Source organism: Nonomuraea insulae, from assembly GCF_042656245.1.
This window is the reverse complement of record NZ_JBHSPA010000035.1, coordinates 1-13,523: the sequence shown is the minus strand read 5'-3', so window position 1 is coordinate 13,523 and position 13,523 is coordinate 1. Positions and strand designations below refer to the sequence as shown.

The following is a 13,523-nucleotide window of genomic DNA, read 5'->3' as shown; positions in this document are numbered from 1 at the left end:
AGCGTTGCCTCCTTTCAGCCCACCAGCGTGGGCGACAGGGTGGTGACGATCGGCTCGGCCCTCGTCCCCACGAGGAACCTGATCTGGTACGGCACGACGGAGATGTCGTCCTTCTTCACGGTTCCGATCCAGTACGCGACGTCGGTGCCCGGGTACACCTTCCGCTCCGGTTCGCACACGTCCTTGTCGATGTCGATGCCGGCGATCCCGACGTACGCCTCGCACTCCAGCGCCAGGACGTTCCACAACACGCGGTCGCCCATCCGGACCCTGGTCCGGAGCTCCTCGGTGCCGAAGCCGGAGGAGCCGCCGGCCTTGTTGGTGTCGTACATGTACAGGTGGCCGCGGACGCTGCCGGAGGACAGGGCGCCTACGGCGTCCACGACGGTGGTGATCGAGATCGGCGCCCTGCCGTTCTCACGCGGCTTCGCTCTGGGGGGCACGGTTCCTCCTTCAGGCCGGCGGGATGGGAAGCAGGCCGAGGCCCGACTTGGTGAAGGCGTTGCGCTTGGGCTCCGAGCTGATCCTGATCTTCGACTCGCAGGTCAGGTCCACCGGCTCCCAGGTCCAGTCCCCGCCCTGCAGCAGCAGCCGGTGGAGCTGGATCGCCATCGTGTAGCCGTAGGTTCCCGGCCTGGTCGAGTCCACGGTGGCGGACCAGTACCAGCCGTCGGTCACCATGTCAGGTGAGCCGTACTCCGCCGGATACATGATCTTCTTGTCGACCGCCTCGCCGTAGACGTCGGTGATCACCGGCGGCGGATAGCTGTGCGCGGCCGAGCCGTCGTAGGAGATCACGTTGCCCGTGACGTCCAGGACCTTCTGCGCGGCGGGGCCGCGGGTGCGCTTGGTGCTCCTGACCCGCGTGCCGATCGTCTGCTGGATGTGGGTGAGCTGGGTCGTGGCGTCGGTGCCCGCGTTCGGCGGCTTCTGCACCATGGCGGACAGCTCGGACAGGGCCTGCTGGTCGGTCTGGCGCGCCCGGTCGGCCTGGTAGCCGCGGGGGACCGTCGGGGGGATGGAGCCCAGGCTGTACGGCAGCCAGTTCAGCACCTGCTCGCTGGCCTGCGAACCGTCCCGCCAGTAGGAGCCGTGGATCGCCGTCACCAGCTCGCCGGTGCCCTGACCCTCCGAGCCGTGCAGCCTCATGTTGTCGAACAGGTAGGTGTTCCCGTCCAGCGTCTTCATCTCCAGCGCGTTGCCGACGTCGACGAGCACGATGATCGCGAGTTGCTGGGGCATGGCCTTCCTTCCTAGATGCGCATCAGCGAGGGGGTTTCGACGTGCAGCACGCTGTAGGAGCCTTCGTACATCTGGAACTCCATCCGGTACCGGTAGGCCACGCCCGGCACCATGTAGTACGGCACCACCCCGGCCCAGATGTCGAGGTCCAGCTTCTCGCTCTCCATGGTGGGGGCGCCCATCATGGAGCTGGGCCCCGGCGGGAAGGCGGCGGCCCCCGCGTACGCGGGCTGGGCGGCCATCTGCGGCGGTTGCGGGACGGGAGCGGGGGGCTGCGGGCCGGGCATCGGCAGCCGGAGGAACTCGATGTTCTTGATCTCGACCGGCGTCTGCAGGTCCACCGCCAGCGCGGTCCACTGCACGACCTGCCCCGTCTGGACGATGGTGCACAGGTCCGGCGTGCCCTGGGCCCTGCTCTGGTACGACCCGTCGTCGATCATGCACAGGTTGCCGTCGAGCAGGGAGCGGCTGGAGAGTGCCCCGATGACGTCCACCAGGGCGATGATGTTGACTTGCTCTTTCATGGCCACTTCTGATCTCCTTTCTCGTCGTGCCAGGTCAGCCCCGTTCCCGGACCAGGGGCACCTTGCCCACGTTCGTCCGCTCGATCTCCGGTGACGACCGGTGCACGAACCGCAGGTGGAACCGGTAGCCGGTCTTCTCGATCGAGGCGGGGTTGGCCTCACCCTGGTTGAACAGCGACAACGAGCGCGGCAGCGCGTTGAGGAACAGGTGCTGCGCGCCGTACGGGCCCAGCGCGGCCTCGGCCGCGTACGTCGTGGCCGCCACGTCGTCCACGGCCGCCAGCAGCGTGATCGCCCGGTCCTCGCGCTGGTTGACGAACTGGATCTCGTGCGCCACCTCGTCCAGGTCCACGGGCGTGACCGCCCGTAGGTCCTCCCGGACGGCCGTGTAGGCGCGGCCGGCGGAGTACTGGCTGTCGGCGATGTGCAGCACGTCCCCGGTCCGGCCGGCGAACTCGAACCGGTGGGCGCGCAGGCCGGGCTCGTCGAGCGCGGGCCGCCTGATCATCCGGTCGCCCAGCTTGAGCCGCAGCAGCGGCGCCTCGTGCGCGTGCAGGCGCGTGACGACCAGCTCGCCCTCCTCGCCCTCGGCGACCCAGCGCCCCGCCTCGTCCACGATCTCGATGAGGTGCAGGCCCGGCACCGCCGTAAGGTAGGGGGATTGCTCCTCCAGTTGCAGCCCGATGGTCTCGGCCTGGGTGGCGGCGAAATAGCTGAGGATGGCCAGGTTCGGGAAGAGGGCCTTGAGCTCGGCCCGCCTGCGGTGGGCCAGCACGCCGCTGCCGTACAGGGCGACGCGGAAGCTCTCCCTGGCCTCGCGCTTGAGCCCCACGCCCAGGTCGGCCAGGATCGCGATGCCCGCGCTGATCCCCATCAGCGCCTTCGGGCCCGGGTAGGAGAACATGTGCTCCAGCACCCCGGCCGTCACCGGTCCCGCGCCGACGTAGTTGACGCCCGGCACGTTCTGCAGCACACCGCCGACCATGGTGCCGCTGCTCCACATCTGGTAGTCGGCCAGCGTGGTGAACAACCATTTGGGCTGGTCACCGGTGAGATGGCGGGCGAGCTGGTGCTCGCCCATGAACGTCGCGGCGATCCGGTAGGTGTCGTGCAGCTCGCGGATGGCGTACACGATCTCCAGCGGGCTTCCGCCGCTGGTGCCGCCGCTGGCCACCACCTCGAACCCGCCCCGTTCGAGCGGGACCACCAGGCCGGGCCGCGACTCCATGTACAGATCGCGCTGGACGTCCTTGTCCGACAGCGGGATCCGCTGCCACTCCTCGAACGTCGCCGGGTCGCCGTGGCCCTCCAGCCGCTCGCGCCAGGCCGGGTTGAGCCGCACGGTGTTGACCATCTGCCGCAGGCGGCGCAGCACCAGGGCGTCCTGCACCTCGTGGGGCAGCGCGCTGTAGGGCGTCCCGTGGATCCGCTCGCACTCGCGCATCTTGCTCGCGAACGACGGCAGCGCTGTCACCGCCTCCACCGAGGCGGGCCTCAGCTCCTCCTCCGGGATCAGCTTCTCCGCGAGCTCGCGGGTCTTCTGGCTCATCGCAGTCCCCCCACGTGCTGCCGGTCGCCGGACAACTCCAGGCCCACCGCCCTGATCTCGGCGAGCAACATCCTGAAGTGCTCCTCGGTGATCAGGTGGTTCATCATGACGACGCGCAGCGCGGCGACGCCGTCGATGTCCACCTTGGAGATGAAGAAGGTGCCCTGGAGCTTGATCCGGTCCCTGATGGTGACCTGGAGACGGTGTACGTCCTCGTCGCGGACCCAGCCGGGCCGGTAGCGGAAGCACAGGATGTTCGACTCCGGGAAGTGCGTGGTCTCGAAGTCGGGCTCGCTCAGCAGGATCCGGTGGACGTCCCGGGTCAACCGGCACAGGTAGTCGATCTTCTCGGCGAACAGGGCGCGGCCGTACATGGCCCAGAGCACCCACAGCGGCATGATCATCGGGCGTTTGGTGCACTCGATGGTCTTCCCGCCGCTGTCCATCGCGGTGTAGACGTCCGGCTCCTCGTCGAACACGTAGCTCGCCACCTGCCGGAACGCCCGGCGGCTCTTGTCCTTCTCCCGGTAGAACAGCAGCGTGCACGGCGCGGGCGTGAACATCATCTTGTGCGCGTCCCAGGTCAGGGAGTCGGCCTGCTCGATGCCCCTGAGCCGGTGGCGCAGCTGGTCCGACACCAGCAGGCTGGCCCCGTGCGCGCCGTCCACGTGCAGCCAGATGTCACGTTCCCGGGCCACCTCCGCGAGCCGGTCGATCCGGTCGAAAGCGCCGACCGACGTCGTGCCGGCGGAGGCCACCAGGCAGAACACCCGCAGTCCGCGCCGCTCGGCGGCGTCCAGGGCGGGCCGCACCCGGTTCATGTCGATCTGCTGCGCGCCGTTCAGCGGCAGGCGGACGATCTGGGCCTCGCCGATGCCCATGACCCCGGCCGTACGCGAGACGCTGTAGTGCACGTCGTCGCCCACCGCGATCGCGGGGCGGGCCTGGCCGGGTAGGGCCGCGCTGCCCTCGGACCAGAAGCCGGGGAACTTGTCGTTCCTGGCCGCCAGCATCGCGGTCAGGTTGGCCAGCGAGCCGCCCGAGGTGGTGACCATGGCGAAGCTGTCGGGAGGCCAGCCGATGAAGCGGTTGAGCTCGTCGGCCATGATCTTCTCCACCACGTTGGGGAGCTGGCCGGCCTCGTAGAACGACGACGGCTGGTTGACCACGGAGCTGACGAAGTCGATGACGCCGGCGAGCGGCACGGTGCTGGAGAACTGACGGCCCATGTAGCCGGGGGAGTGGACCTGGATCCCGGTCTTGACGTACAGGTCGAGGATCGCGGCCAGGCGGTCCCCGTCGTAGCCCGCGATGTGCTCCTGCTCTGTCGTCATCAGGGCCTTGGCCGCCCGCGACAACACGGCGGGCTCGGTCAGCGCCAGTCCTTTGATCGACAGGTCGGCCAGATGTTTCTCCAACGTGGCCACGGTCGCCTCGGAGCTCTCACGGAACAGCCCGACATCGAAGGGTTTGAGCGATAACCCGCCCCGATCAGTGGGTGGAGATGAGGGCTCTGGATCCTGCGGCCGAGATTGTGTCAAGGCAGCCTCCAATGAATTCTGCTGAAGTTTTGCGGACGAGAAGCAGGCCGTCCCCGAAATTCGGAATGCGTCCTCATACCTGGGATGAAAGCGTGGTGAATGGCGCGCCAACAGGCATGGTGCGCTCGCGGCCATGAGAAGTGGAGCCTCTCCATTTCCCCCGGGCGGAGGTCCGGGCTATGCAGCAGGAAAGATCTGTGCATCCTTACCGTGACCCGGCCATGGAAGGGGGGTGGGCCGGTATGAGCGAACAAGCCGGATCAAAACACGGATCCGAGACCGGCGCAATAGGCGTCCGATGTCTCAATGCGGACAGCCTGATTTTACTGTCCGCATATCGCGGCGCAGCGGACCAATACCGTTTTCCTGAAAGTTGTTTTCGGTGTCCGGGATTACCTGAAAGAGCGGGCGAATAAAAAGCCGGCCGGATCGGGCCGAAAGTGCGCGGCCCGGCTCCGACCGGGAGTTCTATCGGTTGTTTCGGCCGATTGTTGAGTGGCCGCTCAGTGGTGCCCGGGGACGTCCAGCGTCGGATTGCGGTCGAAGAAGCCCACGGGCTTGAGCGTGAATCCGGCGTGTTCCACCGGCATGATCGGCCAATCCTCCGGGCGGGGGGAGTGCGTGAGCCCGAACACGTGCCAGACGACCAGAGAACGGCCGTCGAGGTCGCGATCGGCGGCGGCGAAGGCGGGCAGCCCGGCCCCGCCCGGGTGCTGGTTGACGAAGTCGCCGGCCGGGAAACGCTCGGCCGGATCGTAGGCGGTCACCCACAGGTGCCGGGTGGCGAACGCGGCCCGCGCGGCGATCGAGGAGCCCGGGTCGGCCAGCAGCACCGGCTTGCCCTCCGGATAGAGCGCGTACGCCACCGGGTTGCCCAGCGCGTTGAGCGAGGCCGGGTTGGTGACGTGCCAGACCCGGTTGACGCTCGTGTCGGCCGCCCGCTGGGCCAGGCTCTCCCTGGTCAGCGGGGTACGCTGATAGGTGTAGGCGTTGCCGCGCGGATTGCCCGGCCCCATCGGGACCCGGGCGACCTCCACCTCCTCGACCCGGTTGTCCGGCCCGTCCACCGCCATGTCCAGGCGGGCGCAGAACAGGTGCTGGTGGTAGGTCGCGCCCAGGCTCGGCGCGACCTCCACCGCGTACGCCGACCCGCCCTCCGGATAGACCGAGGTGAACAGCACGCCCGTGGCCTTGGCCTCGAACTGGATGGCGCCGTCGAGGTAGAGGTACCAGTAGAAGCCGTAGTCGTAGTTGCCGACCGTGGCGAAGAACGACACCACCAGGCGGCGCTGGCGCCGGACCTCCGAGGCGCCCGTCCACAGGTCCGTGTGCTTCCACAGGATGCCGTGGTCCTCCTCGTGCACGCAGATCGCGTTGGGCAGGGTGCGCGGGGCGCCGTGCTCGTCGGCGATGACGGCGTCGAGGTAGGTGATCTCGCCCACGCAGTCGCAGCCGAGTTCGAGGGCGTTGGCGTACTGGCCGAGGAGGTACTCGCCGACGTCGAAGTAGTTCTGCCAGGAGCGTACGGGGGCGGGGTCGGCGTACGGCACCACCATCTCGGCGATCGAGGCCCGGTGCACGATCGAGCGCCCGCCGAACCCGATCTGGTGCAGGATCAGCCCCTCACGGGCGTCGAACCCGATGCGCAGCGACCAGTTCTCCCAGCTCAGCAGATTGCCCTCCAGGGTGAAGGAGGGCCCGTCCGGCTGGGTGATCTGGATGGGCCGCTGCGTGGTGCGCGGCGGGCCGGTGACGGCGGGGTCGTCGTAGTTGCCCGACCCGCCGGGCACCGGGACCGGGCCGAAGTCGATGACCTGGTCCACGGTGCGGTTGAGCACGTCCACGTACGCGACGAGCCCGTCCACCGGGTGCGCCCAGGCGTGGTCCTTCTCGTGTTCCTGCACGAACGCGAGCCCGCGCAGGATGCGGCGGCCGGACTCGCCGGGGTACTCCTCGGCGTACACGCCGGCCGACAGCGGCGCCACCCGGACCTTGGCGACGTCCAGCCCCCGGCTCTTGAGCGCGGCCAGCCACCGCTCATCGGTGGCGAGCACCTCCTCGACGATCCCGAACTCCGCGTCCAGCACGGGAGGCTGGCCGTCGACGGCGGGGTCGAGCACCCGGTCGGCGTCGATCGCCCCCCGCGTGATCGCGACGATCAGGTCGCGTGGCGGCGCTCCGGCGGTGTCGAGCAGCAGGACCCGGGCCCGCCGGTCGATCGGGTCGTCGGCCGCGCGGCCCAGCACCGTGTCCTTCGCGGGCTCCTCCAGACCGGCGTACGCGACGCGGGTCGTGTCCTTGACCAGCCCGGCGGCGGCCAGCACGGTGCGGGTGGCGGTGATCTCGCCGGGCGTCAGCGGGTCGAGCGGGTGAGTCATGGCTTCTCCCTAGGACGGGGGGTACGCCCGCCAGAGAACACCAGCGGCACGGTGATTTCCAGGGCGGCCCGTCACGACAGGAGATCTGCAACCGATTGTCTTCGTTGTCATTCGATGTTACACATGCGTCAGTCAACTCTCGTGTCAGCATCAGCACCCTCAGCGCCTCTTTTCCTGGAGTGGCGATGTCCCATGCAGCCAGGCTCAGCGGGATCGTGGTCGCGGTGGCCGCCCTCCTGACACCGTTCCTGACGGCGGCCCCGGCGCGGGCGGCGGTGGACGTCTACCGCTACCTGGAGGATCCGCAGATGGTCGCGGAGGGCCAGCAGGCCCCGCACGCGATGCTGCGGCCCTACGCCGACACCCGCGCCGCCCTCGCCGACGCCGCCGAACATGACGCCCGCTCGCCGTGGATCGCCACGCTGAACGGCGACTGGCGGCTCACCATCGCGCAGCGGCCGGAGGAGGTGCCGGCCGGCTTCCACGAGGCCGGTTACGACGTGTCGCGCTGGCCGGTGGCGAAGGTGCCGCACACGTGGCAGTCCGACTTCACCGACCACCCGATGTTCCGCAACATCGCCGAGGAGGTCTGGCCGGACGACCCGCCCAAGGTGCCCCGAGACGTGAACCCGACCGGCGCGTACGTCCGCCAGATCGACGTCCCCCGGACGTGGTCGGACCGCCGCGTGTTCCTCAGGTTCGAGGGCGTCACCAGCGGCTACTTCGTCTGGGTCAACGGCGAGTACGTCGGCTACGACCAGGGCGGCTACACCCCCGCCGAGTTCGAGGTGACCGGCGCCCTGCGGCCGGGGGCGAACCGGGTGGCCGTGCAGGTGCACCGGTGGGGCGCGGGGTCGTACATGGAGGACTACGACCAGTGGCGCTACAGCGGCATCTTCCGCGACGTCTGGATGTACTCGACCCCCCAGACGCTGCTGCGCGACGCGTACATCACCACCGACCTCGACGCCCAGCACCGCGACGCCGCGCTCACGGCGCGCGTCCAGGTGGCCGGAACGGCCACCGGCTACAGCGTGCGCGGCACGCTGGCCGACCCGCGCGGCCGGCCGGTCGCCACGGTCACCCAGCCCGTGGACGCCGCCGGCCAGGCCACCCTGACCGCCCAGGTGAGCGACCCCGCCAAGTGGAGCGCCGACTCACCCACGCTGTACGCCCTCGCGCTCGAACTCCTGGACCCCGGCGGGAAACCGGCGCACACCACGGCCCAGGCCGTCGGCTTCCGCGAGGTGGAGGTCCGCGACCGCCAGATGCTCGTCAACGGCGAACGCATCCTCATCAAGGGCACCAACCGCGCAGAGACCGACCCCGACACCGGCCGCCACCTCACCCGCGCGGCCCAGCGGCGCGACGTGGAGCTCATGAAGAGCCTGCACCTCAACGCCGTCCGCACCTCGCACTACCCCTCCGACCCCTACCTGTACGACCTGGCCGACCGCCACGGCCTGTGGATCGCCGACGAGGTGGACATCGAGACCCACTCGCGCGAGTCGTGCCCCCGCAACTGCCTGGCCGACCGCCCGGAATGGCAGGCCGCCTTCGCCGACCGCTTCCGCGCCATGGTCGCCAGGGACAAGAACCACCCCAGCGTCATCATCTGGGACACCGGCAACGAGGCCGGTCTCGGCGCCGCGCACTACGCGATGGCCGAGTGGGCCGACGCCAACGAGCCCACCCGCCTGCTCTACCACCAGTCCAACAGCCCCAACGGCGACGCCCCGTACGCCGACGTCTGGGGCCCCCGCTACCCCACCCCCGGCTACGTGGACTCCATCGGCAGGACCACCACGCGCCCGGTCGTCTTCGGCGAGTACGCCCACGCGATGGGCAACAGCCTGGGCAACTTCGACCGCTTCTGGGAGCTGATCCGCCGCTACCCCTCCCTCCAGGGCGGTTTCATCTGGGACTGGGCCGAGGCCAACCCGCGCCAGCCGCTCGTCCTGACCCCCGACTCCTCCCGCAACCGCATCCAGGCCTTCCTCGTCGGCAAACCCCGCGCCGTCCAGGGCCATCGCGGCCAGGCCGTCGAACTGTCCAGCCTGGACGACTTCGTCAACGTCTTCAGGGACCGCCGGCTCGACCTCACCGGCCAGGCCGTGACCCTGGACGCCTGGGTCAAGCCGGGCCCGTGGGCGGGCAGCTTCCCCATCGTGACGAAGGGCAGGGCGTACGCGCTCCAGATGCGCGACGAGCACACCCTGGAGTTCGGCGTCACCACGGGAGCCTGGAAGGCGGTCTCCGCCCCGGTGCCCGGCGACTGGTACGGCTCCTGGCACCACGTCACGGGCCGCTACGACGGCTCGGCGCTGAGCCTGTCCGTCGACGGCGAACAACTGGCGACGATCGCGCAGTCCGGCGCCCTGACCCCCGGCCTGTACGAGGTCAACATCGGCCGCAACGCCGAGACCCAGCAGGACAACACGCCCACCAGGCTCGCTCGGGGCGTCATCGACGACGTCCGGGTGTACGCGGCCGGCGACGAGCCGGTGCTGGCCCTCGACCTCGACCGGTACGAGCGGCGCGGCGACTTCCTCAGCCTCGGCCTCAGCCTGTCCGGCACCGACGGCCTGGTCGGCTCCGACCGCTACCTCCAGCCCGAGACGCGGGAGATGGCCTGGGCGCACGCCCCGATCCGCTTCACCTCCGCCGACCCGGCGACCGGCAAGGTAGGCGTGCACAACGAGCAGCCCTTCGGCGCCCTCAACGTCAAGGTGCGCTGGTCGCTGGAGGAGGTCGATCGCACGCTCCGCTCGGGCACCCGCGACCTGCGCCTCGCCCCGGGCGCCACCGTGGACCTCGACCTCGGGGCCGCGCCCGCCAACCCCAGGGACCGGCAGCGCCTGCTGAACCTGGAGGCCGTGGCCGACGGCCGTCGTTACGGCTGGCAGCAGTTCGCCGCCGGGGGCGGCGTCGTGCCCGGCATCGCCCACCCGCCCTCCGGCACGCCTTCCCTGCGCCGCGACGGCGACACGATCACCGTTTCTGGCACCGTCTCCGGGCAGGGCTGGCGCTACCGCTTCGAGGCGGGCGCCCTGACCTCGATGAACGCCGGGGGCCGCGAACTGCTGCGCGCCGGCCCCGGGCTCGACGTCTACCGTTCGCCCACCAGCAACGAGACCTACGACTGGGGCACCGCCGACCGTAACGTCTGGCATCAGACGGGGCTCGACCGGCTCCGTACGCAGGTCACCGGCGTCCAGGCGGACCTCGACGGGGACACGGCGGTCGTCGCGGTCACCAGCACGGCCGCCGCGCCCGGCATGGAGAGCCTGCTCTCCTTCGAGCAGGGCATGACGTACCGGATCGACGGGCGCGGCACCATCACCCTGCGGCACCGCGTGGTCCCGCGCGGCTCCCGGCTCACGACGCTGCCGTACCTGCCCAGGGTCGGCGTCCAGGTCCGGGTGCCGGAGTCGATGGACGGGCTCGCGTACTACGGCAAGGGGCCGTACGAGACGTACAACGACCGCTCCAGCGGCGCGTTCACCGGCGTGTGGCGCGGCGACGTGGACGAGGAGTACGTGCGCTACTCCCGCCCCCAGGCCCACGGCAACCACACCGGGGCCCGCTGGATGACCCTCAACGACGGCCGCTCCGGGCTGCTCGTCGGCCGTTCCGACGGCGGGATCGACGTCAGCGCCACCCGGTACGACGAGCTGGACCGCGCCGAGTACGACTTCCAGCTCCCCCTCGTCCGCAACGACGACTGGATCACCCTGCACGCCGCGATCGGCGAGACCGGCATGGGAGAGACGCCCAACTCGGTGCTGGAGGAGTTCCGCGTGCCTCCCACCAGGACCCAGGACTACACGCTGACGTTGCGCCCGCTCACCGCCAAGGAGGTCAGGTCGGGCGGCGTCGTCGACTCCGACGCCACCGCGCCCTGCCCGCCCTCCGTGACGGCGACCGGCGACGGGGACGCCGACCCCGGCGCCCCCGAGCGCGTCACCGTGACCGTCACCGCCACCTGCGCCGACGGGCTGAGCGCCGCGACCGCCGCCCTGACCGCGCCGCAGGGCTGGACGGTGGCCCCCGCCACCGCCTCACTCGGCACGATCGCCCAGGGCACACCCGCCCAGGCCGCGTTCACGCTCACCCCGCCCGCCGACGCCGACTTCGGCGAGCACGAGCTGACCGCCACCGTCACGGCCACCTCCTCCGGCTTCCCCGTCACCGCGCGGGCCACCACGACGCTGCGCACTCCGCTGCCTCCGGGCGCTGTGTGGGCCGGCGACCTGCCCTTCACGGCGTCGGAGAACGGCTGGGGGCCGGTGGAGCGGGACCGGAGCAACGGTGAGCAGCCGGCCGGGGACGGGAGGGTGCTGTCCATCGGCGGGCGGACGTACGAGAAGGGCATCGGCGCCCACGCGCCCTCCCGCGTCGCCATCGAGCTCGGCGGGCGGTGCACGTCGTTCCGCGCCGACGTCGGAGTGGACGACGAGATGGGCGGGAGCGGGTCCGTGACGTTCGAGGTGTGGGTGGACGGGGAGCGGCGTGCCGCCTCCGGCGTGCTGACCGGTTCCGGCGGCGCGGAGCCGCTCTCGGCGGACGTCACCGGCGGCGACCTGCTGGAGCTGCGCGTCACGGACGCCGGGGACGGCAACGGCGCCGACCATGGCGACTGGGCCGCCGCCCGCCTTCTCTGCGCCTAGTGTGCCGAGGTCGTCACGGTCCCGCCGGTGGGGCGAGGGCCGTGATGATCCGGGTGAGCAGCGCCGTCCACTCCTCATCGTTCACCGCGTGCAGGTCCGGCGTGACGAGCGCGCTGCCCATCGCGAGCAGGAGGCAGAAATGGGCCAGCGCGTCCGCCGACAGGCCGGTGTCCAGCTCACGGTCGCCCTGCGCGGCGCGTACGAGGTCGGCGATCCACTCGGCCCGCTCGCCCATGTAGTCACGCATCGGCCCGGCCACGTCCTCATCCCGGCGGGCCGCGACCAGCGCCTCGACGATGAGATACCCCTCCGCGTCCCGGCGGCGAGACAGCCGGCGGCCGAGCGCGAGCAGCAACTCCGTGGCCGACCGGTCGGGATCGGTGGCCAGCAGGGTCGCCAGCATGCGCCGCCCGTGCGCCCGCAACGCGGCCACCAGCAGGTCGGCCTTGGAGCCGAAGTGCGCGTACAGGGCGCCGTTGCTGACCCCGGCGGCCGCGGCGATGTCGGCCACGCGTGTACCGTCGTAACCGCGCTCGCCGAAGACGTCGGCGGCGGCCCGTAGCAGCCGCTCCCGCGTCGCGGCCGCGGTGACCCCAGCGATGCGTCCCATGAACGAATTGAAAAGTCGTTCATTTGTCCCGTCAAGTGCCCGTCCGAAAGTCGTCATCCTTTCGGCCCGTAGGCCGACATGAGGATGTGCACGAGGGTGAGGACGACGATCCAGACCATGGCGCGCCTGGTCGGTGGGGGGCCGCCGCGCAGCAGCGAGATGCCCAGCGGGATGAGGGCGACGCAGAGGCCGCCCACGGCGATGAAGGACCCTCGTCGGCAAGGGCATGTCCAACTCCGAGCTCGCCGAGCACCTTCACCTCACCGTCGGCACGGTCAAGACCCACATCAGCCGCCTCCTGGCCAAACTGCACGCCCGCGACCGAGCCCAGCTCGTCGTCGCCGCCTACGAAAGCGGGCTCATCACCATCCCGGACGGTCGGCGCTAACTACTGCGCCGGGCAGTTCCGGGGGTCGACGCTCTTTCCCGCACCGATGACGGTGACCTGGGCGGGGCTTTCCGGTGCGGTGGCGGCGGCGGTCGTGCACACGATCTGCTCGACGGCCAGGGCGGACAGCTCGCTCGCCGGAGTGGACAGGCTCACCACCAAGCGGTCGTCCGGCGCGGCGGTCACCAAGAACGGGACGGCTTCGGGCGGGACGTCGGTGCTGAGTCCGTGCGCCTCTTCCCTCGGGGTGGGTCCGGCTGCCAGCAGCGCGAGCTTGTCCTCTTGGAACAGCGGACGATCAGTGGGCCGCGTTACCACGCTGAGCCGGCCGTTCTTCACCAGATAGAGGGCGATCGTCATGGTTGGTGCGAGGCGTCCGCTCGGCGGGGCGACGCGTCCGCTCGGTGGGTCGCCGGCGCGGATGGCGTCGCTGGGCTGCACACCGCAGCCGGCCACGGCGACGAGGGATACGAGGCCCGCGGCGAGCGCACGGCGGGCGGGTCCGGTGCTCATGCGGGTGCTCATGTGGGGGTTCCGTCGGGGTCGGGTGTTTGGTGGGGGAGGTGCAGGGTGAAGATGGCGCCGCCGTCGGGGGCGTTGGTGACGGTGAGGTCGCCGTGG

10 protein-coding genes and 1 pseudogene are annotated in these 13,523 nt (G+C 70.5%); 2 read left to right on the top strand and 9 right to left on the bottom strand.

Annotated elements, in window-relative coordinates:
- Positions 1 to 14 precede the first annotated feature (14 nt).
- The 6 genes from ACFPZ3_RS29925 to ACFPZ3_RS29900 form a co-directional block, all read right to left on the bottom strand.
- Positions 15 to 443 carry a hypothetical protein gene (locus ACFPZ3_RS29925; protein WP_379517607.1) on the bottom strand — a complete coding sequence of 143 codons (429 nt, stop codon included), beginning with the start codon at positions 441 to 443 and terminating at the stop codon, positions 15 to 17.
- A 10-nt stretch (positions 444 to 453) separates the two neighbouring features.
- Positions 454 to 1,242 carry a hypothetical protein gene (locus ACFPZ3_RS29920; RefSeq protein WP_379517606.1) on the bottom strand — a complete coding sequence of 263 codons (789 nt, stop codon included), beginning with the start codon at positions 1,240 to 1,242 and terminating at the stop codon, positions 454 to 456.
- 11 nt (positions 1,243 to 1,253) lie between these two features.
- Positions 1,254 to 1,766 carry a hypothetical protein gene (locus ACFPZ3_RS29915; RefSeq protein ID WP_379517605.1) on the bottom strand — a complete coding sequence of 171 codons (513 nt, stop codon included), beginning with the start codon at positions 1,764 to 1,766 and terminating at the stop codon, positions 1,254 to 1,256.
- Between the two features lie 34 nt (positions 1,767 to 1,800).
- On the bottom strand, positions 1,801 to 3,315 hold the full coding sequence (locus tag ACFPZ3_RS29910) for a phenylacetate--CoA ligase family protein (RefSeq protein ID WP_379517604.1): 1,515 nt from the start codon (positions 3,313 to 3,315) through the stop codon (positions 1,801 to 1,803).
- A complete protein-coding gene (locus ACFPZ3_RS29905) occupies positions 3,312 to 4,733 on the bottom strand; it encodes a pyridoxal phosphate-dependent decarboxylase family protein (protein ID WP_379517603.1) in 1,422 nt (473 codons plus the stop codon). The genes ACFPZ3_RS29910 and ACFPZ3_RS29905 overlap by 4 nt, the downstream gene beginning before the upstream one ends.
- A 626-nt stretch (positions 4,734 to 5,359) precedes the next feature.
- Entirely contained in the window at positions 5,360 to 7,234 is a 1,875-nt protein-coding gene (locus tag ACFPZ3_RS29900) for a primary-amine oxidase (RefSeq protein WP_379517602.1), read from the bottom strand.
- 185 nt (positions 7,235 to 7,419) lie between these two features.
- On the opposite strand from ACFPZ3_RS29900, the gene ACFPZ3_RS29895 reads away from it, so the two are divergent.
- The gene (locus ACFPZ3_RS29895) at positions 7,420 to 11,904 is read left to right on the top strand and encodes a glycoside hydrolase family 2 TIM barrel-domain containing protein (protein ID WP_379517601.1); all 4,485 of its coding nucleotides are present in this window, start codon (positions 7,420 to 7,422) and stop codon (positions 11,902 to 11,904) included.
- A gap of 13 nt (positions 11,905 to 11,917) precedes the next feature.
- Here the strand turns inward: ACFPZ3_RS29895 and ACFPZ3_RS29890 are convergent, their stop codons facing one another.
- Together ACFPZ3_RS29890 and ACFPZ3_RS29885 are read right to left on the bottom strand one after the other, a co-directional pair.
- Positions 11,918 to 12,514 (bottom strand): TetR family transcriptional regulator, encoded by a 597-nt coding sequence (locus tag ACFPZ3_RS29890; protein WP_379517600.1) that lies wholly within the window; start codon positions 12,512 to 12,514, stop codon positions 11,918 to 11,920.
- Positions 12,515 to 12,567: 53 nt separating this feature from the next.
- A complete protein-coding gene (locus ACFPZ3_RS29885; protein ID WP_379517599.1) occupies positions 12,568 to 12,711 on the bottom strand; it encodes a hypothetical protein in 144 nt (47 codons plus the stop codon).
- A gap of 14 nt (positions 12,712 to 12,725) precedes the next feature.
- Between ACFPZ3_RS29885 and ACFPZ3_RS29880 the strand changes: the two are divergent.
- Positions 12,726 to 12,902: pseudogene (locus ACFPZ3_RS29880) on the top strand (response regulator transcription factor); the annotation flags it as partial.
- Here the strand turns inward: ACFPZ3_RS29880 and ACFPZ3_RS29875 are convergent.
- A complete protein-coding gene (locus ACFPZ3_RS29875; RefSeq protein WP_379517598.1) occupies positions 12,903 to 13,427 on the bottom strand; it encodes a hypothetical protein in 525 nt (174 codons plus the stop codon).
- Positions 13,428 to 13,523 lie beyond the last annotated feature (96 nt).